The sequence below is a fragment of the Streptomyces liliiviolaceus genome (genome assembly GCF_018070025.1).
Taxonomy (GTDB): Bacteria; Actinomycetota; Actinomycetes; order Streptomycetales; family Streptomycetaceae; genus Streptomyces; species Streptomyces liliiviolaceus.
Genome location: NZ_JAGPYQ010000001.1, coordinates 6,197,185 through 6,219,979, shown reverse-complemented (window position 1 = coordinate 6,219,979; position 22,795 = coordinate 6,197,185). Strand labels below are relative to the sequence as shown.

The following is a 22,795-nucleotide window of genomic DNA, read 5'->3' as shown; positions in this document are numbered from 1 at the left end:
ACAAGCCCCCTCCGAGAGGCCTAGCCGTCCAGCCGCGTCGGCGGAAAGAACTCCCGCACGTACGTCCGCTCCCAGCACGCGCCCGTCCTCCGCAGTTCCTGCCAGGTCGTGTACCGGTAGCGGTAGAGGCGGGCCCTGACGTGGTGGGGCGGGGCGTCCGGAGGGAACGGGGAGTGGCGCAGGAGGCGGAGCGTGTCGCGGTCGTTCGCCAGGAGGCGTGCCACGAAACCGCCGAACCAGGGCTCGGCGTAGCCGGGGGAGAGCGCGGCGAACCACATCAGCCAGTCCAGCCGCAGATGGTAGGGCGCGAACTGGCGGGGCCAGCGCCGCGGATCGCCCGGCTTGCCCCGGAACCCGTACTCCAGCCAGCCCTCGTCCTCGCGTGGCACCGGGTCGGCCGTGCCCTCGACCACCACCTCGTACCGGATCCGGCTGACGCTGCCGAACGCCCCGTAGGTGTTCACCAGATGGAGCGGGTCGAAGGAGCGGTTCATCGTCTGGCGGCGGGAGACCATGTTGCGGACCGGGCCGTGGCTGAGGAACACGAGCAGTGCCGCGGCCGACAGGACCACGATCTCGTACCAGAGCGGGGTGCCGGCGACCTCCGGGGCTGTGCCGGGCAGGGTCAGGGCCGGCACGGCCAGCACGATCGTGATCCAGTTCAGCCAGGAGAAGTTGCCGGACAGGACCAGCCACAGCTGGGTGACGATCATCAGGGCGGCGGCGGCCGTGGCGACCGGCTGCGGGGCGAACAGCAGGAACGGCACGACGAGTTGGGTGACGTGGTTGGCGGCCACCTCGGCCCGGTGGAACGGCTTCGGAAGACGGTGGAAGAACCAGCTCAGCGGACCCGGCATCGGCTGGGTCTCATGGTGGAAGTCCAGGCAGGTCAGCTTCCGCCAGCACGCGTCGCCGCGCATCTTGATCAGGCCCGCCCCGAACTCCACCCGGAACAGGATCCAGCGCAGCAGGAAGAGCACCACGACGGGCGGCGCGACCTCGTCGTTGCCCAGGAACACCGCGAGGAAGCCGGTCTCCAGGAGCAGGGACTCCCAGCCGAAGCCGTACCAGGTCTGGCCGACGTTCACGATCGACAGGTACAGCACCCAGGGGACGAGCCAGAGCAGCATGGCGCCCCACAGCGGGAGAAGGTCGGCCAGCCCCGCGACGAGTGCCAGCGACACCGCACAGCCCGTCCACGCCCAGGCCGCGAAGAAGCGGTCCGAGAAGTGGAGGTGGAACACGCTCGGCGCCCGCCGGAACGGCACCCGGGCCACGAACCGGGACACCGGCAGCATGCCCCGCTCGCCGATCAGCGCACGGAACTGGAGAGCGGCGCCCAGGAACGCGACGAGATAGACCACCGCCAGCGCCCGCTGGAAGACCAGCCGGCCGGTCCAGTACTCGGGTGCGGTGAACCACTCCACGCCGGCCGCTCCCTTCCCGTGCTTTCCCCTTGTCCCGTTCTTTCCTCTTCCCCCGCACGCGGAGCGACCAGATTACGTCCTGGGCCGAGTCGAGAATTCGGGTAAACCCTGACAAGGTGAACACATGGTTGATCGGGGTGAGAGCGCTCTGTCACTCCCGGACGACTGGCCCGCCCAACCGGACCCGATCCTGGCGCTCAACCGCATGGGCAGCTTCGACTGGGACCTGGACACCGGTCTCATGCGGATGGACGCCCTGGCCCACGAGATCTTCGACGTGCTTCCCGAGGAGTACGCCGACCGTCCGGAGAACCTGGCCCCGCGCGTGCCGCCGGACGAGGCCCACCGCCTCGACACGCACGTCTCCCAGTCCCTCAAGGACGGCAGCGAGAACTACGGGGCGTACTTCCGCGTCCTCCGCCGGGACGGCACCCTGCGCTGGACCCACACCCAGGGCTACATCCAGCGCGACGCGACCGGCCGGCCACGCCGCATCATCGGCATCATCCGTGACGCCACCCGGGAACTGAGCGAGGCCCAGGACCGGCGGGAGAAGGCCGCCCTGGACATCGAGGCCCGCCGCCGGCAGACGAACGTCGTACAGATCACCACGGCGGCCCTCGCCCACGCCCGCACGGTCCAGGACGTCATCGACGTCCTGAAGAACAACCAGGGCGTCACCCACCTGGGCGCCACCAGCCTCGTCATGGGCCTCGTCGAGGCCGGCCGCATCCGGCTGGTCGCGGAGGGCCCCAAGGGCAGCTTCGTACCCGGCACGCTGGTCACCGGCATCGACGAGCAGTACCCGATGAGCGAGGTCGTGCGCACGCTGACCCCGCGCTTCATCGAGTCGCCGGAGGAGTTCGCCGAGAGCTATCCGCTGCTGTGGCCGCACATCACCGCACTCGACATCACCTCGGCGGCCTATCTGCCCCTCATCGCACAGGCCAGACCCATCGGAGCCATGGGTCTGCTCTACAACGACCGGCGCGGCTTCTCCGCCCAGGACCGCAACGTCCTCGTCGCCCTCGGCAGCAGCATCGCGCAGAGCCTCCAGCGCGCCATGTTCTACGAGCAGGAGAAGGACCTCGCCCAGGGCCTCCAGCAGGCCATGCTGCCGCGCACGATCCCGCGCGTCCCCGGCGCCGACGTCGCCGTGCGCTACCGCTCGGGCTCCCTCGGCCGCGAGATCGGCGGCGACTGGTACGACGTGATCCCGCTGCCCGGCGGCCGGGTCGGCGCCGTCATCGGTGACGTCCAGGGCCACGACACGCACGCGGCGGCCGTCATGGGCCAGCTGCGGATCGTCCTGCGCGCCTACGCGGCCGAGGGCCACACCCCCGCCACCGTCATGGCCCGCGCCTCCGTCTTCCTGCACGAACTCGACACCGAACGCTTCGCGACCTGCCTGTACGCGGAGGCCGCACTGGACACCGGAGTGGTCCAGGTCGTCCGGGCCGGACACATCGACCCGCTGGTCCGCGACACGGACGGCGGCTGCCACCGGCTCGCCGTGGCGGGCGGCCTGCCGCTCGGCCTGTCCGCCGAGTTCGGGCGCCTCGAATACCCGGTCGAGACCCTGGAACTCGATCCCGGTCAGACACTGCTCCTGTGCACCGACGGCCTCGTCGAACAGCCGGGCATCGACCTCGACGACGGCATGCGGACCCTGCGCGCGCTGGTCGCCGCGGGACCCGACGACGTCCGCGATCTGGCCGACCGCCTCATCGACGTGGCGGAGGAACGCGGCGGCGAGGACGACGTGGCGCTGCTCCTGCTCCGCCGGGTGGGCAGGGACGCGCGGCGCTCCGGCGGGCGGGTCCAGCAGCACGTGGGGCCGGGGGACCCGGAGGCGCTCACCGAGGCCCGGCACATGGTCCGCGCGGCGGTACGGGCCTGGGGCGCCCGGGAGCGCGCGGACGAGATCGAGCTGATCGCCGACGAACTGATCACCAACGCCCTCATGCACACGGAGGGCGCCGCCGTCGTCACCCTGCGCGCCCTCACCGGTCCGGACCGCCGGATCCGCGTCGAGGTCGAGGACGCGTCCAGCGCGCTTCCCCGGCGCCGGGAGGCGGGGGAGTCCGGTGTCTCGGGCCGGGGCCTCCTGCTGGTGGACCGCCTCGCGGACGTCTGGGGCGTCGAGGCGCGGGGCGGCGGCAAGTGCGTCTGGTGCGAGTTCCTTGTGCCGGAAGGGGAGTGAGGGGGACGGGTTCGCGTGGATGTGACGTGCGGCTCTGTGGGGGCTGAGCGCGCAGTTCCCCGCGCCCCTATCGGGGCGCGAGTGGCACCCTGGGACTTATGCCGGAGCTGCCCGAGGTCGAAGCGTTGAAGGACTTTCTGGTCGGACATCTGGTCGGCCGCGAGATCGTCCGCGTGCTGCCCGTCGCGATCAGTGTGCTGAAGACGTACGATCCGCCGCCCGGCGCGCTGGAGGGCCGCGAGGTCACTGCCGTGCACCGGCACGGCAAGTTCCTCGACCTGGAGACCGCCGGCGGCCCGCACCTCGTCACGCATCTGGCCCGCGCGGGCTGGCTCCACTGGAAGGACCGGCTGCCCGACGGCCCGCCCCGCCCCGGCAAGGGCCCCCTGGCCCTGCGCGTCGCCCTGGAGACCGGCGAGGGCTTCGACCTCACCGAGGCCGGCACCCAGAAGCGGCTGGCGGTGTACGTCGTACAGGACCCCGGGGAGGTGCCCGGGGTGGCCCGCCTCGGCCCGGACCCGCTGGCCGACGGCTTCGACGAGGCCCGCTTCGCCGCGCTCCTGGAGGGTGAGCGCAGACAGCTGAAGGGCGCCCTGCGCGACCAGAGCCTGATCGCGGGGGTGGGCAACGCCTACAGCGACGAGATCCTGCACGCCGCGAAGATGTCGCCCTTCAAGCTGGCCTCCTCGCTGACCCCGCAGGAGACCGGACGGCTGTACGAGGCGCTGCGGGCCACCCTCACGGAGGCCGTCGAGCGGTCCCGCGGAGTCGCCGCGGGCCGCCTCAAGGCCGAGAAGAAGAGCGGTCTGCGCGTCCACGGACGGACGGGCGAGCCCTGCCCGGTCTGCGGGGACACCGTCCGCGAGGTCTCCTTCAGCGACTCGTCGCTCCAGTACTGCCCGACCTGCCAGACCGGCGGTAAGCCCCTCGCGGACCGCAGGACGAGCAAGTTCCTCAAGTGACCGGCGCTCAGGAACCGACCGCGCTCAGGAACCGACCGCGCTCAGGAGCCGACCGCGCTCAGGGTGCCTCGATCGTCACGAGATGCTTCCCGTCCGCCGTGCGCACCTCGTACCGGGCGATGTCCGCGGTGTGCATCGCGGCGGCGCCCTGCATGCCCGCGGAGGGCCCCGCGGCTCCATTGGGCACGGTCCAGCTCAGGATGACCTGTTCCGAGTGGTCGCGGCCGATGGCGACGAGTTCGCACGACTGCTCGGCGGGCGCGTTCTTGACCTTCGCGTCCACCTCGCTGCCGTACGCCCGGTCGAGGGTGGTGACCTCGGCCCATACGCCGGTTCCCGGATCGGTCGCGGCGACCGTGTTGGCGTCGGAGCCCTCGTCCCCGGTGAAGGCCGCGACCGCGGGCCCGCCGACGGCGAAGACCACGGCGGCGGCGACCGCGAACAGCCAGCGCCTGCGCCCGCTCCTGCGCGCCGCGACGACATCGTCCAGGAGCCGGTCCAGCAGGCCCGGCCCTGCCTGGGTCATGGGGTTCACCGAGCGTGGCGTCGCTTGCGCGTACGCCCGCAACGACCGTGTCGTCGCGGACAGTTCATGTATCTGAACCGCACACTGGGGACACTCCATGAGGTGGTCCTCGAAGCGGAAGGCGTCCGCCTCGTCCAGCACGCCTAGCGCGTATGCGCCGACGTCGCGGTGGCGTTCCAGCGACCTCATACCAAATCCTCATGCCGTGCCGATGGGTGGGGGTGTGCGGGGAGTAGCTACTTGCCCACCGGTACGCAGGGGACCGCCGAATCACTCAAGCCTCGTCCGGAATGCAACCTGGAGATTCGGAGCGGTCGGGCCCGCGGATTGGTCGAGGTTGGAAAAAAAACTGGTCAGGGGAGCCGACCGGGGGCTCCGTCGGGGGATCGGTCGGGGGAGTGGTCGGAAAAATCAGAAAAGATGGATCGCCAGATGCCCGAGCGGCAGCCCCAGCTGCCAGGCCGGGGTCCACACCTTGGGGCCGTCGTCCTCGCCGATGACGGGGCCACCGCCCGGCACCGCGTCCAGGTCGGGCGCGAGCAGTTCGGTCTCCTCCAGCCAGCGCCAGGCCGCCGTCGCCAGATCCAGATCGGGCGACGGACCGCCCGCGTCGGCGGCCTCGGCGGCGAGCCCGGCCATGCGCTCGCCCACCCAGTCCTGCCACGGCTGGTCGTACGCCGTCAGCGACAGCCAGGTCTCCAGCTGCGTCACCACCCGGATGCCGGAGAGCTCGCCACTGGTGTCGGACAGGAAGATGGTGAGAGCCAGCGCGTCGCGCCCGGCTCTGAACTCGAAGGACGTCGGCGGCATCAGGTCGCCGGTCCGCAGCAGTTCGTCCGCGATGTACTCCGCGTACAACCAGGCCATGGGGACGGTCAGTTCTCCGCCGCCGGTGCCGTCCGTGCTCTCTTGACCTCTGTGCAGCATCCCTTCCTGCCTTCCTCCGGTGCGTGCGCGTCGCCCGAACCCGGGCCCCATCGGGGAACACGGATGAGGACAGCTGATTGCTCAACCATGATCCTCAGCAAGGCGCTTTACGGAGGCTTGACCTAACCCGCGGTTTCACCGCAGGTCGGCCGCGTATCCCGGAAGAACCCGGCGCAGGGCGCGCAGCGCGTAGTACGCGCGGGACTTCACCGTACCGGCCGGAATACCCAGGGCGGCGGCGGCCTCCGCCACGCTGGCCCCGCGGAAATACACCTGCACCAGGACTTCACGGTGTTCGGGAGTGAGAGTCTTCACAGCCTCCCGCACATCGAGGGTCGCGACCGAGCGCTCCGCGTGATCCGCCGCGACCCGCGCGCTCTCCAGCACGGCGTCCCCGACCTCCGCGGGCCGCGCCTGCCGGGCCCGCCGCGCGTCGATGGCCAGGCGGCGCCCCACGGTCAGCAGCCAGGGCCGTACGGAATCGAAGTCGTCGGCGCGCAGGGCCTCGGGATGCTGCCAGGCGCGTACGAATGTCTCCTGCACCAGATCCTCGGCGCGCTGGCGGTCTCCGTCGGAGAGCCTCAGCATCAGGGCGAAGAGCGGCGCTCCGTGCTCCCGCTGCAATTCGGCCAGCTCGTGCTCGGCGGTCGTCCTGCTGGTCATGGTGATGGCGGCCGTCATGGCCGTATGCCAGCGCAGGGCGTCCCGCCGGGACAGGGCCAGGACACGGCTCGTCGGCAGACGGTCGAACCCGTCGACGAACGGTACGACGAACGGTCAACCGGGACGGAAGGCTCCGCCTCCGCATCTGTCCGGACCTCGACGGTCCGGCGCTCCGGCCGGTCGCCGCTCCGGCCTGCGGCCCCGTTACGGCACGACCGTGACCGGCCAGCGGCCCGCCTTCACCAGCCGGATCGCGACGGAGCCGACGATCCGGTGCCCCGCCTGCTCCGACGCGCCCACCACGACGGCGTCCGCCTTCAACTGCTCGGCCGCCGAGACGAGACCGTTGTACGGGTCGCCGCGGAACGTGTGGAACTCCCAGCGCACATCGAATATGCCTTTGACCTGCTCGGCCGCCTCCTGGATGTCCCGGACCAGCTCCTCGGCGATCTGATCGGTCGTGTCGGCGACCGGCACCCCGAGCGCCGCACCCGCCGCCATCACCGGCTGTACGTACACCAGTGTGAGCAGAGCCCGCTGCCGCCGGGCCAGCCCCGCGGCGTAGGAGGCCGCCCGCAGCGAGGACTCGGAGCCGTCCACGCCGGCCAGGATGACCTTGGGCCCGTCGGTGCCACGTTCGAACTGGTGGGAGTGCTGTTCCGTCACGGCCCGAGGCTATCGGAACAGGCGGAGCCGACCGCCGTCCGGGACCCCGGGCGCCGGTGCGGGGCCGTCCGTCAGATGCTCCCAACGGGTGTTTTCATACGACCGCACCGGTGGCACGGTGCTCGGGCACGCCCCACCGGGCGACTGATTAGTCATGAATAAGGATCAGTTCATCTCGCGGCGCCGGGCGTTGCTCGCAGGCGCCGCCGCCCTGGGCGCGGCCGGTACGGCCGGCGCGGTACACCTGCTCGGCGCCGAACCCGGCTCCCCGGCCCGGTCCGCCGCGGCGCCCGCCGCCGGGGCCCAGGCGAACAGAGCGGTCCGCAGGCCCTCCGCCTACCGGCTGCAACCCATCGCCGGCTACGGTCCGGCCCGCGGCACGCCCGCCCGCACCCTCGTACGGCACGAACCGTTCCTGCGGATGTCGGACCGGGAGCACAGCATGGTGCTGACCTTCGACGACGGCCCCGACCCCCGCTACACCCCCGGCATCCTGCGGACCCTCAAGGCCCACGACGTGCGCGCCATGTTCTTCGTGTGCGGCGAGATGGCCGCCGACAACAAGGACCTGCTGCGCCGGATGTCGGACGAGGGGCACATCGTCGGCAACCACACCTGGTCCCACCCCCTCATGACCCGGCTGGGCAGGTCCGCGATCCGCTCCCAGATGGAACGCACCAGCGACGTCGTCGAGGAGGCGTACGGGGAGCGGCCCGGCTGGTTCCGCGCGCCGTACGGGGCCTGGAACCGGGCCGTCTTCGAGATCGGCGCCGACCTCGGCATGGAGCCGCTCGCCTGGACCGTCGACACCCTGGACTGGACCACACCGGGTGCCGGGAGCATCGAGCGCCGGGTCATGAAGGGGGCCGGGCCGGGCGTCGTGGTCCTCTCGCACGACGCGGGCGGCAACCGCTCACAGAGCGTGCGGGCCCTGCGCGACTACCTTCCGCGGCTGCTGGACTCGGGCTACCACATCACCGTGCCCCGGCGGCAGCTCACCTGAGGGTCCTGAACGGACTCCGGCCGGGCGGGCTCTTCGCCCACCCGGCCGGGCGGTGTTCGGCAGTGCTCAGCGGACCTCGACCATGCGGGCGAACGCGACGACATTCCCGTCGTAGCCGTTCTGCTTGGAGAAACCGCCTCCGCAGGTGATGACACGCAATTCGGGATTACCGGTGTTCCCGTAGACGCGGTCGCCGGGGAAATTGTTCTTCTCGAAGACCTCGATGCCGTAGATCTCGAACACGGCGGTCTTTCCGTCCCGGCGCCTCACTTCTACGCGATTTCCTTTTTTGAGGGCCCCGAGACCGTAGAACACGGCGGGCCCCTGCCGGTTGTCGACATGGCCCACGACGACGGCCGTGCCCTTCTCACCGGGGGAGACCGCACCCGAGAACCACCCCGCGAGATTCGGGTCCTCCGGCGGCGGCGCGTCCACCCAGCCCTCCATGTCGAGACCCACCGGCACGGCGGGGGCGTCGACCTGGATCGCCGGGATCCTGACGCGGTCCGCCACGGAGAACGACAGCGGAGCCGGAGCGCCCGGCCGCGACCTGTCCGTGCCGGCACTGTCCGCGGCGGCGGCCGTCGCGGGCTGCGGAGGCCCCACGTCGAACTCTCCCGAGCCATTGCGGATGAGAGCGAGGCCGGTCAGCAGAACAAGCGCTATGACACCCCAGGGAGCGCGCTTCCTCGGGCGCTCCTCCTCTTCGGCGAGCTCGGACACGGACATTCGCAAACCCCTCTCGACGCGGCCGTCGCCAACGTCCGTCGCGCATACGAGAACGCTAAGCGCAGCCCGCGCGCGGGGCGACGGGAGAAAGGCGAACGGGTGGTGGACCGGGCCGCCGTGCGCCATCCGAGTCGCGGCCCCGAGGAAATTTCTGACGGTCCGTGACCTGCGGCAATATCCGATTGTGTTCCTTTTCGTCGGCGTGTCCTCTCACCAGGACGGACCATTCTCGAAATGCGGCCCTGTGCACGACAACTGAGTGTCTGTCTGGGAGGCGTTCTCTCGCCGATCGACCCGGGGACGTTCCCCGGGGCGCCTTCCGCGGAGGATCACATGCGTAGCACTCGTGCCCTGGCGGTCTCTGCGACAGCAATCGCCGCCCTCGGACTCACCGCTTCCCAGGCCGTCGCCTGGGACACCTCTAGCAATATCGTCGCCATGCCCAGCGCCATCGCCCGGGGCGGACAGCTCACCGTGACCGTCGACGGGTGCCCGCAGGGCGGCAGCATGACGTCCAGGGCGTTCCCCCGGGCAAACCTCTCGCCGATCAACAACCACAGCGAGACGTCGAAGGGCACCGCGACCGTCAACAGCTCGGCCACGCCCGGCGCGTACGACATCAGGGTCCACTGCACGGGCAAGCCCGCGCTGACGAAGTCCGCCGCCTTCACCGTCATCGGCGGTGTCCGCGGTGGTCTCGGCGGCAGCAGCTCCGACGGCGCCACGCCGACCGACATGGCGATCGGCGGCTCGCTGGTCGGCCTCGCGCTCGTCGGCGGCGGGGTGTTCTGGATGCGGCGCCGCGCCGAGAGCAGGATCTGAGCCCCGCCCCTCACCGGGCGGACTCTTCCCCTCGGAGACCGGAACGCACGTGAACGGCCCTTCGCCCCGGACCCTCAAGGGTCCCGGGGCGAAGGGCCGTCCGGTGCGTCAGCGGGCCGTCAGCCGCCCTGTTCGCCGGTGCGCCTGCGCGACCAGTGGTACGCCGCGCCGACCGAGCCGGCGATGAGCGCCGCCCCGAGACCGATCTGACCGAGGTCGAAACCGCCCGCCGTACCGCCGACGCCCGCCTTGACGCCGTGGTGGGCAGGGGGGTGCGTCGGGTCGTCCGGGCGGCCGCCGGCGATGGTGAGGTCCGTGTGGCCGGATTCGTGCCCGCACTGGAACGTCACCTCGTACACCGCGCCCGGCTTCGCGTCCCAGTCGACGGTGGCCGAGGCGTTCGACTGGCCCTTGCGGATCGTCACCGTGTCGAAGACACCGGAACTGACCTTCGTCTCCTTCTTGCAGCCGTTGACCGACAGCGAGACGCGGCCGCCCGCGGCGATCGTCGTCGGCGAGACGTCGAAGCCGAACGAGGTGACGTTGCGGTCCGGCTCGTGCTCCCCGTCGCCCTCGGCGACGGCGACGGGCATGGCGAGGGTCAGTGCGGTCATGCCCAGCAGTGCGGCCGAGGCGACGCGTATCGCGCGCATGGTGAGTCCTCCGGGTCCCCGAGGAGCAGCCCGCGGACCGTTTCCGCTGCGCCGTACATGCACCTCGATGTTCGAAACGCTAGGAAGGTGCGGGCGCGGGCGCGATCGCAGTCGCGCGAATGGGGCAATCGTGTGGGCCGAACCGGGTAATCGGCGCCTCCGCCCGGGGGACGGACACGGCGTGGCGCCCGCCCCCGGGGTGCGGGATCGGGCGCCGGTCCCTCACCCTCCGGTGCCGGGCAGGGTCACTTCCCGGCGTCCGGGAAGTGCGCCAGGAACGGCTCGGCGGTCGCCGTGATCCCGCGGCTGTAGGGCGCGTCGAAGTCCCAGATCAGGAAGAGCAGGAAGGCGATCAGCGCGGCGAACAGGCCCGCCAGGATCACCTCGCGCGCGGTGCGGCGGATCTGCAGGGCGAAGATCAGCCCGACCGTCACCACGGCCCCGGTGATCAGACCGAACCACACGACGCCCGGCATGGTCGGCGATGTCGAGTCCGCGCGGGCGGTGCGCGCGGTGTCCGCCGCGGTCACCTGGTCGAGGAGCGGCTGGTAGGCCTGGGCCTCGAAGTCCGTCCTCGGCTCGTAGTCGGTGACGTCCTGGCGGATCCGGTTCAGCAGTTCCGCCCCCCGCCCGGTGACGTGGCCGTGGTCGGCCATGGTCTTCCACTCGGTGGTGACGACGTGATCGACATAGGCGTCGACGTCGGCGCGGATGCGGTCGCGGACGTCCGGCGGATAGACGCGTACCCGCTCATGGATCTCGTGCAGCGCCTGTGCCTCCGTCTGCACGTGGTCCTCGGCGACGCCCCGCGCCTCCCAGACTCCGGCGATGGCGAGGCCGAGCACGATGGCGTACACCACGCCGATCATCATCGTCATGTACTCGATGACGTCCGGGGTGTCGGACGGATCGTCGTCCTCGGAGACGGTGCGGTGCCGTACGAAGGTGACGACGAGGACGACGACGGCCGCGGCGGCCATCGCGAGGGCGAGAACAAGCCATTCCGACAAGGATTCCTCCAGGGGTCAGTGCGGGCGCCGGGTCAGCGCGGGCGCAGCGCGGCGGCGGCGAGCACAGCGGGCGCGGTGATGAGCAGGGTGAGCGACACGAGGGAGGGGCCGCCGCGGGGCGGGGCCTTGCGCGCCCTGATGCGGTACGGCGGATAGCTCACCGGGGTCGCCGACGGGCCGGGCCGCGCGCTCGGGGGCGGTGCCGGGCGTGGCGAGGGAGGCGTCGGACGTGGCGTGGCGGGGATCGGCCGTGGCGGTACGGGAGCGGGCGGTACGACGACCGGGGCGGCGGGCGCGGGTCGTGGCGGAGGCGTCGGTTTCGGCGGTGGTGTCGGGGTGGGGGCCGGCTTCGGCGGCTGTTTTGGTGGGGGAGGGGGCTTCGGCGGCGGGCTGGGCGGCGGGGTCGTCGGACACGGCGTCGAGGGCGGGGGCGGTGGGGGAGTCGGGGTCGGGCAGGTGCCCGCGACCGACACCGCCGAGACTCCGCCGGGGCCCGAGGAGGCGTACGCGCACGCGTCGGCGGTCGCGGGGGCCGGCGCGCCGCCCGCGACCCACGTCAGGGTGAGCAGGGCCAGTAGCCGTATGCCGAGGGCGAGTCGGAGCGGTCGCTTGGTTCTTTTTGGTCCAGGCACGATCGTGATCATCGGTCCCCGTGCACCCACATATGGGGGACTGGCGGGGTAATTGCCCCGAAGGAGGGACAAGGGGGCCTCAGGCCGTTGCCGAACGACGCCGCGAGCGTTCCGGGGCCGGAGTCGCGCCGGACGCCGAGGTTCCCGGGTGGCCCCTCCTCACTCTTTCCCCGACGCCTCCCGACGCTTCCCCGACCCCTCCCTGAGCAGGGCTCCCGGGCGTTACCAGAAAGAAATGTGTGCTCACTTTGAACACTCACCGCACCCCCGCCCGTACCTAGGGCCATACGCGGTGCTGAGCAGTGCCGCAACACCTATGCAAACAGCGGGAGTTACCAATGAAGACCTCCTGGCGGAGCGCCTCACTCGTAGCGTCAGCTGCGGCAGTGCTGGTGCTGACGACGGCGTGCGGTCAGGAAAAGGCGGACACTTCGACCGGCAGCCAGAACGTGGGCGCGGCGCCCGCGGCGGGCGGTTACGGTTCGGCGGGAGCGTCGACCGAGACGGGCGCCGCCGCGGCGGACGGACAGGGCGCGGTCGCCCAGAGCGCCGGTCAGCTTGCCGTGTCGGACACCGCCAAGCTCGGCGAGGTGGTCACGGACAGCGCGGGCATGACGCTGTACCGCTTCGACAAGGACACGGCGGAGCCGCCGAAGTCGACCTGTGACGGCGACTGCGCCACGGCCTGGCCCCCGGTCCCGTCCTCGGGTGCCGCGGCCCCGGTGGGTATCGACAAGGCTCTGCTGGGCGAGGTCACCCGTTCCGACGGTACGAAGCAGCTGACCATCGACGGCTGGCCGCAGTACCGGTTCGCGAAGGACACCAAGGCCGGTGACGTCAAGGGCCAGGGTGTGGGCGGCACTTGGTACGCCTCGGCCCCCACGGGCAAGAAGGCGTCCGCAGGCGGCGGGGGCGGCACGGCGGAGGCCGCCGACCTGCCCGGCCTGTCGACCCGTAACGACCCGGAGCTCGGCGAGGTCGTCATCGACAAGAACGGTATGACGGTCTACCGGTTCGAGAAGGACGTCCCGTGGCCGATGAAGTCGAACTGCATCGGCGCATGCCTGGAGAAGTGGCCGGTCGTCGAGCCGGTGGACGCCGCCGACACCAAGGGCATCGACAACAAGAACGACGGCAAGCGCGGCTACGTCATCAACAACCGTCCGGACGGGCTCAAGCAGCAGAGCATCGACTGCTGGCCGCTCTACACCTTCGCGGGTGACAAGAAGCCCGGCGACACCAACGGGCAGGGTGTCGGCGGCACCTGGTACGCCATCTCCCCCGAGGGCAAGCCGCTCGGCAAGCCGAAGTAGCCGCATCGGAACGAGTAGCCACACCGCAACAAGTAGCCACACCGCAACAAGTGGCCGCATCGGAACAAGTGGGCACAATCGCCGTTTCGCTCCCTTCGCATCACGCGGAGGGAGCGAAACGGCTTTTTCACATCCGAACGTGTCCCGGGGCGACTCTTCGTGGTTCCGCTCGTGACTCCGCGCAGTTGCATCGGATCTCTTTTGGAATGCTTCGGGGCGATTTCGCTGGGCCTTCCATTCGGCACGTGCCCGAGGCAGTGGCCTTGAACGGACGGTCAATTTCCGTTTCCACTCGCTCCATTGGCGGGCGATCAGTAGCCTCAGCTCGAACACCGGATCGTCTACGCCTTGGAGAGATAGATGGAGCGTCCCGCCTGGGCCCCACGCGGCATCGACATCTCGGTACCCAGTGTGAGCCGCATCTACGACTACTACCTGGGCGGATCGCACAACTTCGAGGTCGACAGGGAAGCCGCGCGCAGGGCCATGGAGTTCATGCCGGGGCTCCCCAAGGTCATGCAGGCGAACCGGGCGTTCCTGCGTCGCGCCGTGCGCTTCGCGGCCGCCGAGGGCATCGACCAGTTCCTCGACATCGGCTCGGGCATCCCCACCTTCGGCAACGTCCACGAGGTGGCCCAGAGCGCCCGTCCCGGCGCCCGAGTCGTCTACGTGGACCACGACCCGGTGGCCGTCGCGCACAGCGAGGCCGTGCTGGACGGCAACGAGAACGCGGACGTCATCACGGCCGACCTCCGCAAGCCCCGGGAGATCCTGGCGAGTCCGGGTCTGCGGCGTCTGATAGACCTGAATCAGCCAGTGGCCCTGCTTCTCGTTGCCATACTGCACTTCGTGGAGGACGAGGACGACCCGTACGATGCCGTGGCCGAGCTGAGGGACGCCCTCGCGCCCGGCAGTCTGCTGGTCGTCACGCACGCCTCGTACGAGGGAATCCCGCTCCCCCCGGAGCGGGCCGGGGGCGCCGTCGACGTCTACAAGGACATCCGAAACCCGCTGATCATGCGCTCGCGCGAGGACATCGCGCGGTTCTTCGAGGGGTACGACATGGTGGAACCCGGACTGGTGCCGATGCCGAACTGGCGGCCCGACCCGGCGTCCGAGGACGAGGATCCTTATTCCTACTCGGGTTTCGCGGGCGTGGGGCGCACGGCGTGACCGCGGAGCCGGACGGGCCGGAGGACAGACTGCGCAGGTTCGCGACGATCTGGAGCCGGGCCGTCTTCCCGGTGACCGCCACGTCGCTGACCCGCCCGGAGTTCGAGCAGCGCCTCGTGCCGCTCGCCAGGCGGCTCAGCGAGGCGCTGCGGGCCAGGACGTTCGAGGCGGCCGAGGGACAGGCCGTCGGCGCCGCGCTGATCGGGGCGCACTGCACGGAGCCCGAGGCGCTCAGCGCCACACTCGACTGCGTCGACGCCTACCTGGTGCTCTACTGCGGCGGGGACGGAGCCCAGGACGCCCTGCGCGCCCGCTCCGCGCGGCTGCAGCACGCCATGGCGGCCGGGTTCGCGCGGGCGCTGCGGGAGCGGACGCTGGCCGAGCAGGAGACCATCGCACGCGCCGCGCTCCAGGCCCAGGGCATCGTCGCGGACGCGCTGCACGCGACCGAGGCACGCTTCCGCGCGGTCTTCGAGGGCGCGGCCATAGGCATCGGCGTCGCGGACCTCGACGGCAACATCCTGCAGGTGAACAACGCCCTGCTGCGTATGTTCGGCGGCACCGAGCAGCTGATGCGCGGACGCAACGTCACCGAGTGGACCCACCCCGAGGACGGCGCGCAGGTCTGGCGGCTCTACGAGGAGCTGGTGCGCGGCGACCGCGAGCACTACCACGTCGAGAAGGCCTTCTACCGGCCCGACGGAACGGTTCTGTGGACCAACCTCACCGTCTCGCTGCTGCGCGACCCGGACGGCCGGCCGCAGTACCAGCTCGCCCTCATGGAGGACACCACCGAGCGCAGGCTGCTCAACCTCCGGCTGCGGTACGAGGCCACGCACGACGCGCTCACCGGGCTGCCCAACCGCACGCTGTTCTTCGAGCGGCTCGACAAGGCGCTCGCGGCGGGCGACGGCCAGCGGTTCGGGCTCTGCTACCTCGACCTCGACGGCTTCAAGACCATCAACGACAGCCTCGGGCACGCGGCGGGGGACCGGCTGCTCGTCGAGGTCGCCGACCGGCTGCAGTCCTGCGCGACCGCGCCCGGCGAGATGGTGGCCCGGCTCGGCGGCGACGAGTTCGTGGCGCTGACCACCGGGCCCGACACCGAGAGCGAGGTCGACGCGCTCGCCGACCGCATCATGAACGCGCTGGTCACGCCGGTCCGTATCGACGGCCGTGAACTCACCGTGCGCGGCAGCATCGGCATCGTCGAGGGCCCCGCGGGCGAACGCGGTCCGGCGGAGGTGCTGCGCAGCGCCGACATCACGATGTACCGGGCCAAGTCGGCGGGCGGCAACCGTTACGAGCTGGCCGACGCCGAGGCGGACGCCCGCGCGATCACCCGGCACGGGCTCACCACGGCGCTGCCCGCGGCGCTGGACCGGGGCGAGTTCTTCATCGAGTACCAGCCGCTCGTGCATCTCGGTGACGGCAGTGTGCACGGGGCCGAGGCGCTGGTCCGGTGGCTGCATCCGCAGCACGGGGTGCTCGGGCCCGACCGGTTCATCCCGCTGGCCGAGCACACCGGGCTGATCGTGCCGCTGGGCCGCTGGGTGCTGGAGCAGTCGGTCCGGCAGGCGCGTGAGTGGCAGGAACGTCACTCCGACGCGGGCCCGCTGCGGATCAATGTGAACCTGTCGCCTTGCCAGTTGACCCATCCCGGGCTGGTCTCCGACACGGTGGACATCCTGGAGCGGGTCGGTCTCGAACCGAACTCGCTCTGCCTGGAGGTCACCGAGTCGGCGCTGATCGGGGCGGACGACGACCTGCTGAAGCCGCTGCGTCGGCTGGCCGAGATGGGTGTCGACATCGCGCTGGACGACTTCGGTACGGGGTACTCGAACCTGGCCAATCTGCGGCGGCTGCCGGTGAGCATCCTGAAGCTCGACCGGTCCTTCACGCAGGGCATGCAGCAGTTTCCCGCGGATCCCGTCGACCTCAAGATCGTCGAGGGGATCGTGTCGCTGGCCCACAGCCTGGACCTCGCGGTCACGGTGGAGGGGGTGGAGACGGGGGCGCAGGCGGAGCAGCTGCGTCTCCTGGGCTGCGACACGGCACAGGGCTGGTACTACGCCCGCCCTGGCCCGCCGGACCGGTTGCACGACCTGGCGCTGGTGGATGCGACGGGTTGAGCGGGGTTTCCCTTCGAGGGACGCGCATATCTCCCGTTCAGGTGGGTCGTGGCTCGCTGCGCAGTTCCCCGCGCCCCTGGGGAGGGGTGGTGCCGGCCTGTCCGGACCTGCGGGCGGGCTGTGGCTGAGCGCGCAGTTCCCCGCGCCCCTGAGGGGGAGGGGATGACGGTCGGTTGGAACCTGCGGGTGCGTCGGTGTTGGCCGCGCAGTTCCCCGCGCCCCTTTAGGGCGCCTGTGGTGCGGGGCGTTTTGAGGCTGCGGGTGTGCCGTTCCCGGGGCGCTTCAGGGGTACTGGACGCGCAACCACCGGCGCCCCCGAAGGGGCGCGGGGAACTGCGCGGCCAACCACAACGCGCCCGCACATCCGGATAAACCGTCACCCCCTTCCCCCCAGGGGCGCGGGAACTGCGCAACGAGTAGTACCGGGCCGCACCTGTCAAGCGGCCGATCAGTGGGGCGCTCACCGCTCCAGCAGCATCCGCTGCAGCTCGCGCGCAGCCCTCGGTGGTGCCACGTCACTGCGGTGGGCCAGCGCGATGGTCCGGGCCAGCCCGGGACGGGCCAGCGGCGTCACCCGCAACCCCGCCCCCGACCGCACCGCCACCATCCGCGGCACCACGGCCACCCCCAACCCCGCCCGCACGAACCCCAGCACCGCATCCATCTCCCCGCCCTCGACCGCGAAATCCGGCTCGAACCCCGCGGAGCGACACGCGGCGACGGTCAGCTCCCGCAGGTCGTACCCGTGCCGGAACATCACCAGCCGTTCCCCCTCCAGGTCGGGGACCCCGACGGCCCGCCGCCCACCCCCCGGCGCCGGCGCCTCCGGCGAGGACACCACCACCAGGTCCTCCCGCAGCACCTCCACCGTGGTCAGCGCGGGCGACGGCGTGGGCAGGGGCAGGACGACGAGAGCGAGGTCGAGCGCCCCGCGCGCCAGCTCCCGTACGAGGTCGTGCGAGCCCCCCTCCTCGATCAGCAGCCTGATCCCGGGGTAGCGGTCGTGGAAGGCGCGCAACACGTCCGGCAGCAGCCCCGTGCACAGGCTCGGCGTCGCGCCCAGCCGCACCCGCCCGCTGCGCAGCTGCGCCAGCTCCTGCACCTCGTGCCGGGCGGTCTCCGCGTCCGCGAGGATGCGCCGGGCCAGCGGCAGCAGCGCCTCCCCGGCGTCCGTGAGCGTGATGTTCCCCCGCGCCCGGAGGAAGAGATCGGCCCCCAACTCCCGCTCCAGCGCCTTGATCTGCTGGGAGAGCGACGGCTGGGCCACATGGACCACCTCGGCGGCCCGGGTGAAATGCCGGGTCTCGGCGACGGCCACGAAGTACTGGAGCTGCTGGAACTGCATGCCCCCATCGTACGTCCACGATAGGCATCACCTATGGAAACGAGCCGGACCATGTCTTGGACCGATCGACCCCGGCGGCCGTAGCGTCGAGCGCATGGCTCTGGCAACGCGGACGGAACGAAAACCGTCCATGACGCGCACCATGTGGGACTCGTCGCTCGGCAAGAAGACCGTCATGGCCGTCAGCGGCCTGATCATGCTGGGGTACCTGGCCGTCCACATGCTGGGCAACCTCAAGATCTTCTTCGGGGAGGGCGAGTTCGACCACTACGCCCACTGGCTGCGCACCCTCGGCGAGCCCTTCCTCCACTACGAGTGGGCCCTGTGGATCGTCCGCGTGGTCCTGGTCGTCGCCGTCGTCGCGCACGCCGTCTCCGCGTACCAGCTCAGCCGCCGCGACATCGGCGCGCGCCCCGCCAAGTACGTGCACAAGAAGCCCCGCGCCAGCTACGCCACGCGGACCATGCGCTGGGGCGGGATCATCCTCGGCCTGTTCATCGTCTGGCACATCCTGGACCTGACCACCGGCACCGTCCACGCGAACGGCTTCCAGCACGGACACCCGTACCAGAACGTGATCGACACCTTCTCCACCTGGTACGGCAACGTCATCTACATCGTCGCGGTGCTCGCGCTCGGCCTGCACGTCCAGCACGGCTTCTGGAGCGCCGCACAGACCCTGGGCGTGGGCAGCCGCACCCGTGACCGGGCCTTCAAGACCATCGCCAACGTGCTCGCCGTGGTGCTCACGGCGGGCTTCGTCGCCGTACCCGTGGGCGTGATGACCGGAGTGGTGAGCTGACATGACTGCTGAATTCGCCGGAATCAACGAAACCAACGAATTCGCCGGACGCGGCACCTTCGTCGAGTACGCGACCGGGGAGCCGGTCGTCGACACCAAGGCCCCGGAAGGGCCGGTGAACGAGCGCTGGGACACCCGCCGCTTCGAGGCCAAGCTGGTCAACCCCGCGAACCGCCGCAAGCACACCGTGATCGTCGTCGGTACGGGGCTCGCGGGCGGCGCGGCCGGCGCCACGCTCGCCGAACAGGGTTACCACGTCGTGCAGTTCTGCTACCAGGACTCCCCGCGCCGGGCCCACTCGATCGCCGCGCAGGGCGGGATCAACGCCGCGAAGAACTACCGCAACGACGGCGACTCGGTGCACCGGCTGTTCTACGACACCGTCAAGGGCGGCGACTTCCGCGCACGCGAGTCGAACGTGCACCGCCTCGCGCAGATCTCGGTGGAGATCATCGACCAGTGCGTCGCGCAGGGGGTGCCGTTCGCGCGGGAGTACGGCGGTCTGCTGGACACCCGCTCGTTCGGCGGGGTGCAGGTGTCCCGGACGTTCTACGCCCGCGGGCAGACGGGTCAGCAGCTGCTGCTCGGCGCGTATCAGGCTCTGAGCCGGCAGATCGCGGCCGGCACGGTGGAGATGCATCCCCGGACCGAGATGCTCGACCTCATCGTGGTCGACGGACGGGCGCGGGGGATCGTGGCCCGCGATCTGATCACCGGGAAGATCGACACCTACTTCGCGGACGCCGTCGTGCTGGCCAGTGGCGGGTACGGGAACGTCTTCTACCTGTCGACGAACGCCATGAACTCCAACGCCACCGCGATCTGGCGGGCGCACCGGCGGGGCGCGTACTTCGCCAATCCGTGTTTCACGCAGATCCATCCCACCTGCATCCCGCGGACCGGCGAGCATCAGTCGAAGCTGACGCTGATGAGCGAGTCGCTGCGCAACGACGGGCGGATCTGGGTGCCCAAGGCGAAGGGCGACGACCGTCCGGCCGACCGCATCCCGGAGGACGAGCGGGACTACTACCTGGAGCGCATCTACCCGGCGTTCGGCAACCTCGTACCGCGGGACATCGCCTCGCGCGCCGCGAAGAACGTGTGCGACGAGGGGCGCGGGGTCGGGCCCGGCGGGCAGGGCGTCTACCTCGACTTCGCCGACGCCATCGCGCGGATGGGCCGCAAGGCGGTGGAGGCCAAGTACGGGAACCTCTTCGACATGTACGCGCGGATCACCGCCGAGGACCCGTACACCGTGCCGATGCGGATCTATCCGGCCGTGCACTACACGATGGGCGGCCTGTGGGTGGACTACGACCTGCAGACCACCGTCCCGGGGCTGTTCGCGATCGGCGAGGCCAACTTCTCCGACCACGGGGCGAACCGGCTGGGCGCGTCCGCGCTCATGCAGGGCCTGGCCGACGGCTACTTCGTGCTGCCGTCGACGATCAACGACTACCTCGCCCGCAACCCGCACCACGAGACGGTGGACGACGAACATCCCGTCGTGCAGGAGGTGGTGGCCGACACCGAGGACCGGCTGCGGCTGCTGCTCGCCGTGGACGGCGACCGCACGCCCGACTCCTTCCACCGCGAACTGGGCGAGCTGATGTGGGAGTTCTGCGGCATGGCCCGTACGGAATCGGGGCTGCGCAAGGCGCTGGAGCGGATCCCGCAGATCCGGGAGGAGTTCTGGCGGCGGATCAAGGTCCCCGGCACGGGGGAGGAGTTCAACCAGTCGCTGGAGAAGGCCAACCGGATCGTCGACTATCTGGAACTGGCCGAGCTGATGTGTCTGGACGCGCTGCACCGCGAGGAGTCCTGCGGCGGCCACTTCCGCGAGGAGTCCCAGACCCCCGACGGTGAGGCGGCCCGCCGTGACGAGGAGTTCTCGTACGCCGCCGCCTGGGAGTTCACCGACACCGGTGGCGCGCCCGTCCTGCACAAGGAAGACCTCCTCTTCGAGTACGTCCACCCCACCCAGCGGAGCTACGCATGAAGCTCACCCTGCGCGTCTGGCGGCAGCAGAACGCCGACGCCGACGGAGCGATGTCCACGTACGAAGTGGACGGCATCTCGGCCGACATGTCCTTCCTGGAGATGCTCGACACCCTCAACGAGGAACTCATCCTCGCCGGTGACGATCCCGTCGCCTTCGACCACGACTGCCGTGAGGGCATCTGCGGCGCCTGCTCGCTGGTCATCAATGGGGACGCGCACGGGCCGGAGCGCACCACCACCTGTCAGCTGCACATGCGGTCCTTCCAGGACGGGGACACGATCGACATCGAGCCGTGGCGGGCCTCCGCGTTCCCCGTCGTCAAGGACCTCGTGGTCGACCGGTCCGCGTTCGACCGGATCATCCAGGCCGGCGGGTACGTCAGCGTGCCGACCGGGGCGGCGCCGGAGGCGCATGCCACGCCGGTGCCCAAGCCCGACGCGGACTTCGCGTTCGAGCACGCGGAGTGCATCGGGTGCGGGGCGTGTGTGGCCGCCTGTCCCAACGGGGCCGCGATGCTGTTCACCTCGGCGAAGGTGAACCATCTCAATGTGCTGCCTCAGGGGGCTCCCGAGCGGGAGACTCGGGTGCTGGACATGGTCGCGCAGATGGACGAGGAGGGGTTCGGGGGGTGCACGCTCGCGGGTGAGTGCGCGACCGCCTGTCCCAAGGGGATTCCTCTGTTCTCCATCACCGGGATGAACAAGGAGTGGCTGCGGGCCAGTCGGAAGGCTGCGAAGCGGTAGCTTCGCGACGCCTTTGTAACCGCGTTCGGTCGTGGGTCGGGTGCGGGTGCGTGGGGGCTGGTCGCGCAGTTCCCCGCGCCCCCGAGCGGGCGCCACCCCTGGCATTCAGCAAGCTCACACTCGCGCTCTCTCCGTGGGTTACTCGGCGGTCAGCCGGCGTCGGAAGAACAGGAGCGCACGGACCGATACACCACGGTCCGTCGCGCCGCTCCGCCGCATCCGGCCTGTGACCAGGAGAGAGCCATGACCGGCGTTTCCACGCTCGACAGCCCCCCACTGTCGACGGCACCCACCCGCTACACCGTCACCCTCGCCCGCGACGAGTCCGACGTCCGGGACGCACAGCGACTGCGCCACGACGTCTTCGCCGGGGAGATGGGCGCCCTGCTGGCCACCTCGCAGCCGGGCCTGGACGTCGACGCCTTCGACGCGTACTGCGACCACCTGCTCGTGCGCGACACCACGACCGGCCAGGTCGTCGGCACCTACCGGCTGCTGCCGCCCGAGCGCGCCGCAGTCGCCGGACGGCTCTACTCGGAGAGCGAGTTCGACCTCGGTCCCCTCGCGGCGATCCGCTCCGGCCTCGTCGAGGTCGGCCGCTCCTGCGTCCACCCCGACCACCGCGACGGCGCCGTCATCGGCCTGATCTGGGCCGGCATCGCCCGCTACATGGTCGACGGCGGCCACGAGTGGCTGGCGGGCTGCTGCTCCATCCCGCTCGCAGACGGCGGCACTCTCGCCGCGGGCACCTGGGACCGGGTGCGGGACAAGCACCTCGCGCCCGAGGAGTACCGCGTACGGCCGCTGCTGCCCTGGAACTCCGCAGGCGTCGCCCGGGCGGGCCGCGCCGAACTGCCCCCGCTCCTGCGCGGCTATCTGCGCCTGGGCGCCTGGGTCTGCGCCGAGCCGGCCCACGACCCGGACTTCGGCGTCGCCGACCTGTACGTGCTGCTGTCGATGCGCCGGGTCAACCCGCGCTATCTGCGGCACTTCCTCTCCCTCGTGCCCGCGTGATGAACGCGTCCCGCATGGGGGTGATCCTGCGTCCCCGCCGGGGCGGCT

At 70.8% G+C, this 22,795-nt stretch carries 21 protein-coding genes; 11 read left to right on the top strand and 10 right to left on the bottom strand.

What is annotated here, in order from left to right:
• Window positions 1–20 precede the first annotated feature (20 nt).
• Window positions 21–1,427 carry a lipase maturation factor family protein gene (locus J8N05_RS27125; RefSeq protein ID WP_210887091.1) on the bottom strand — a complete coding sequence of 469 codons (1,407 nt, stop codon included), beginning with the start codon at window positions 1,425–1,427 and terminating at the stop codon, window positions 21–23.
• 124 nt (window positions 1,428–1,551) lie between these two features.
• Here J8N05_RS27125 and J8N05_RS27120 point away from each other — a divergent pair, with 124 nt between their 5' ends.
• Both J8N05_RS27120 and J8N05_RS27115 read left to right on the top strand, forming a co-directional pair.
• Window positions 1,552–3,630: a SpoIIE family protein phosphatase gene (locus tag J8N05_RS27120; protein WP_210887089.1), complete on the top strand. Its 2,079-nt coding sequence runs from the start codon at window positions 1,552–1,554 to the stop codon at window positions 3,628–3,630.
• A 98-nt stretch (window positions 3,631–3,728) separates the two neighbouring features.
• Window positions 3,729–4,592 (top strand): Fpg/Nei family DNA glycosylase, encoded by an 864-nt coding sequence (locus tag J8N05_RS27115; protein ID WP_210887086.1) that lies wholly within the window; start codon window positions 3,729–3,731, stop codon window positions 4,590–4,592.
• Window positions 4,593–4,650: 58 nt separating this feature from the next.
• Here the strand turns inward: J8N05_RS27115 and J8N05_RS27110 are convergent, their stop codons facing one another.
• From J8N05_RS27110 to J8N05_RS27095, 4 genes are all read right to left on the bottom strand, one after another.
• Window positions 4,651–5,307, bottom strand: coding sequence for an anti-sigma factor family protein (locus J8N05_RS27110; RefSeq protein WP_210887083.1), 657 nt, complete (start codon window positions 5,305–5,307; stop codon window positions 4,651–4,653).
• Window positions 5,308–5,529: 222 nt separating this feature from the next.
• Window positions 5,530–6,045 (bottom strand): hypothetical protein, encoded by a 516-nt coding sequence (locus J8N05_RS27105; RefSeq protein WP_107019390.1) that lies wholly within the window; start codon window positions 6,043–6,045, stop codon window positions 5,530–5,532.
• Between the two features lie 135 nt (window positions 6,046–6,180).
• Window positions 6,181–6,726, bottom strand: a complete 546-nt coding sequence (locus J8N05_RS27100) for a sigma-70 family RNA polymerase sigma factor (RefSeq protein WP_210887081.1) — start codon at window positions 6,724–6,726, stop codon at window positions 6,181–6,183.
• A gap of 186 nt (window positions 6,727–6,912) precedes the next feature.
• Window positions 6,913–7,374, bottom strand: a complete 462-nt coding sequence (locus J8N05_RS27095; RefSeq protein WP_210887078.1) for a universal stress protein — start codon at window positions 7,372–7,374, stop codon at window positions 6,913–6,915.
• Window positions 7,375–7,528: 154 nt separating this feature from the next.
• Between J8N05_RS27095 and J8N05_RS27090 the strand changes: the two genes are divergently transcribed.
• Window positions 7,529–8,377 carry a polysaccharide deacetylase family protein gene (locus tag J8N05_RS27090; protein WP_210887075.1) on the top strand — a complete coding sequence of 283 codons (849 nt, stop codon included), beginning with the start codon at window positions 7,529–7,531 and terminating at the stop codon, window positions 8,375–8,377.
• A 66-nt stretch (window positions 8,378–8,443) separates the two neighbouring features.
• Here the strand turns inward: J8N05_RS27090 and J8N05_RS27085 are convergent, their stop codons facing one another.
• Entirely contained in the window at window positions 8,444–9,106 is a 663-nt protein-coding gene (locus tag J8N05_RS27085) for a class F sortase (RefSeq protein ID WP_210887072.1), read from the bottom strand.
• A 333-nt stretch (window positions 9,107–9,439) separates the two neighbouring features.
• On the opposite strand from J8N05_RS27085, the gene J8N05_RS27080 reads away from it, so the two are divergent.
• Window positions 9,440–9,928, top strand: coding sequence for a hypothetical protein (locus J8N05_RS27080; protein WP_210887069.1), 489 nt, complete (start codon window positions 9,440–9,442; stop codon window positions 9,926–9,928).
• Between the two features lie 119 nt (window positions 9,929–10,047).
• On the opposite strand, the gene J8N05_RS27075 is transcribed toward J8N05_RS27080, so the two are convergent.
• From J8N05_RS27075 to J8N05_RS27065, 3 genes are all read right to left on the bottom strand, one after another.
• Complete coding sequence (locus J8N05_RS27075; RefSeq protein ID WP_210887067.1) at window positions 10,048–10,581, bottom strand: hypothetical protein; 534 nt, start codon at window positions 10,579–10,581, stop codon at window positions 10,048–10,050.
• A gap of 245 nt (window positions 10,582–10,826) precedes the next feature.
• Window positions 10,827–11,591 (bottom strand): bestrophin-like domain, encoded by a 765-nt coding sequence (locus tag J8N05_RS27070; protein ID WP_210887063.1) that lies wholly within the window; start codon window positions 11,589–11,591, stop codon window positions 10,827–10,829.
• Window positions 11,592–11,606: 15 nt separating this feature from the next.
• A complete protein-coding gene (locus J8N05_RS27065) occupies window positions 11,607–12,104 on the bottom strand; it encodes a prolipoprotein diacylglyceryl transferase (RefSeq protein ID WP_210887060.1) in 498 nt (165 codons plus the stop codon).
• Between the two features lie 457 nt (window positions 12,105–12,561).
• On the opposite strand from J8N05_RS27065, the gene J8N05_RS27060 reads away from it, so the two are divergent.
• The 3 genes from J8N05_RS27060 (at window position 12,562) to J8N05_RS27050 (ending at window position 16,841) form a co-directional block, all read left to right on the top strand.
• Entirely contained in the window at window positions 12,562–13,536 is a 975-nt protein-coding gene (locus J8N05_RS27060) for an SCO0930 family lipoprotein (RefSeq protein ID WP_210887057.1), read from the top strand.
• A 360-nt stretch (window positions 13,537–13,896) separates the two neighbouring features.
• Complete coding sequence (locus J8N05_RS27055; protein WP_210887054.1) at window positions 13,897–14,709, top strand: SAM-dependent methyltransferase; 813 nt, start codon at window positions 13,897–13,899, stop codon at window positions 14,707–14,709.
• Window positions 14,706–16,841 carry a putative bifunctional diguanylate cyclase/phosphodiesterase gene (locus J8N05_RS27050; protein WP_210887051.1) on the top strand — a complete coding sequence of 712 codons (2,136 nt, stop codon included), beginning with the start codon at window positions 14,706–14,708 and terminating at the stop codon, window positions 16,839–16,841. Before J8N05_RS27055 ends, J8N05_RS27050 begins: the two co-directional genes overlap by 4 nt.
• 460 nt (window positions 16,842–17,301) lie before the next feature.
• Here the strand turns inward: J8N05_RS27050 and J8N05_RS27045 are convergent, their stop codons facing one another.
• Window positions 17,302–18,186: a LysR family transcriptional regulator gene (locus J8N05_RS27045; RefSeq protein WP_210887048.1), complete on the bottom strand. Its 885-nt coding sequence runs from the start codon at window positions 18,184–18,186 to the stop codon at window positions 17,302–17,304.
• Window positions 18,187–18,280: 94 nt separating this feature from the next.
• Here J8N05_RS27045 and J8N05_RS27040 point away from each other — a divergent pair, with 94 nt between their 5' ends.
• The 4 genes from J8N05_RS27040 to J8N05_RS27025 all read left to right on the top strand — a co-directional run bounded on the left by J8N05_RS27040 (window position 18,281) and on the right by J8N05_RS27025 (window position 22,747).
• Window positions 18,281–18,988, top strand: a complete 708-nt coding sequence (locus tag J8N05_RS27040; RefSeq protein ID WP_210887045.1) for a succinate dehydrogenase — start codon at window positions 18,281–18,283, stop codon at window positions 18,986–18,988.
• A 1-nt stretch (window position 18,989) separates the two neighbouring features.
• Window positions 18,990–20,987 carry a fumarate reductase/succinate dehydrogenase flavoprotein subunit gene (locus J8N05_RS27035; protein ID WP_210887042.1) on the top strand — a complete coding sequence of 666 codons (1,998 nt, stop codon included), beginning with the start codon at window positions 18,990–18,992 and terminating at the stop codon, window positions 20,985–20,987.
• On the top strand, window positions 20,984–21,733 hold the full coding sequence (locus J8N05_RS27030) for a succinate dehydrogenase/fumarate reductase iron-sulfur subunit (RefSeq protein ID WP_210887039.1): 750 nt from the start codon (window positions 20,984–20,986) through the stop codon (window positions 21,731–21,733). Before J8N05_RS27035 ends, J8N05_RS27030 begins: the two co-directional genes overlap by 4 nt.
• Window positions 21,734–21,976: 243 nt before the next feature.
• Complete coding sequence (locus J8N05_RS27025) at window positions 21,977–22,747, top strand: GNAT family N-acetyltransferase (protein ID WP_210887036.1); 771 nt, start codon at window positions 21,977–21,979, stop codon at window positions 22,745–22,747.
• Window positions 22,748–22,795: the final 48 nt, after the last annotated feature.

What these genes read in the sequence shown, in the direction of transcription:
- J8N05_RS27120 (WP_210887089.1), top strand. Translation starts at nt 1,552, where the DNA reads ATGGTTGATCGGGGTGAGAGCGCTCTGTCACTCCCGGACGACTGGCCC.
- J8N05_RS27115 (WP_210887086.1), top strand. Translation starts at nt 3,729, where the DNA reads ATGCCGGAGCTGCCCGAGGTCGAAGCGTTGAAGGACTTTCTGGTCGGA.
- J8N05_RS27080 (WP_210887069.1), top strand. Translation starts at nt 9,440, where the DNA reads ATGCGTAGCACTCGTGCCCTGGCGGTCTCTGCGACAGCAATCGCCGCC.
- J8N05_RS27110 (WP_210887083.1), bottom strand. Translation starts at nt 5,307, where the DNA reads ATGAGGTCGCTGGAACGCCACCGCGACGTCGGCGCATACGCGCTAGGC.
- J8N05_RS27035 (WP_210887042.1), top strand. Translation starts at nt 18,990, where the DNA reads ATGACTGCTGAATTCGCCGGAATCAACGAAACCAACGAATTCGCCGGA.
- J8N05_RS27040 (WP_210887045.1), top strand. Translation starts at nt 18,281, where the DNA reads ATGGCTCTGGCAACGCGGACGGAACGAAAACCGTCCATGACGCGCACC.
- J8N05_RS27090 (WP_210887075.1), top strand. Translation starts at nt 7,529, where the DNA reads ATGAATAAGGATCAGTTCATCTCGCGGCGCCGGGCGTTGCTCGCAGGC.
- J8N05_RS27100 (WP_210887081.1), bottom strand. Translation starts at nt 6,726, where the DNA reads ATGACGGCCGCCATCACCATGACCAGCAGGACGACCGCCGAGCACGAG.
- J8N05_RS27075 (WP_210887067.1), bottom strand. Translation starts at nt 10,581, where the DNA reads ATGCGCGCGATACGCGTCGCCTCGGCCGCACTGCTGGGCATGACCGCA.
- J8N05_RS27025 (WP_210887036.1), top strand. Translation starts at nt 21,977, where the DNA reads ATGACCGGCGTTTCCACGCTCGACAGCCCCCCACTGTCGACGGCACCC.
- J8N05_RS27085 (WP_210887072.1), bottom strand. Translation starts at nt 9,106, where the DNA reads ATGTCCGTGTCCGAGCTCGCCGAAGAGGAGGAGCGCCCGAGGAAGCGC.
- J8N05_RS27105 (WP_107019390.1), bottom strand. Translation starts at nt 6,045, where the DNA reads ATGCTGCACAGAGGTCAAGAGAGCACGGACGGCACCGGCGGCGGAGAA.
- J8N05_RS27045 (WP_210887048.1), bottom strand. Translation starts at nt 18,186, where the DNA reads ATGCAGTTCCAGCAGCTCCAGTACTTCGTGGCCGTCGCCGAGACCCGG.
- J8N05_RS27060 (WP_210887057.1), top strand. Translation starts at nt 12,562, where the DNA reads ATGAAGACCTCCTGGCGGAGCGCCTCACTCGTAGCGTCAGCTGCGGCA.
- J8N05_RS27055 (WP_210887054.1), top strand. Translation starts at nt 13,897, where the DNA reads ATGGAGCGTCCCGCCTGGGCCCCACGCGGCATCGACATCTCGGTACCC.
- J8N05_RS27030 (WP_210887039.1), top strand. Translation starts at nt 20,984, where the DNA reads ATGAAGCTCACCCTGCGCGTCTGGCGGCAGCAGAACGCCGACGCCGAC.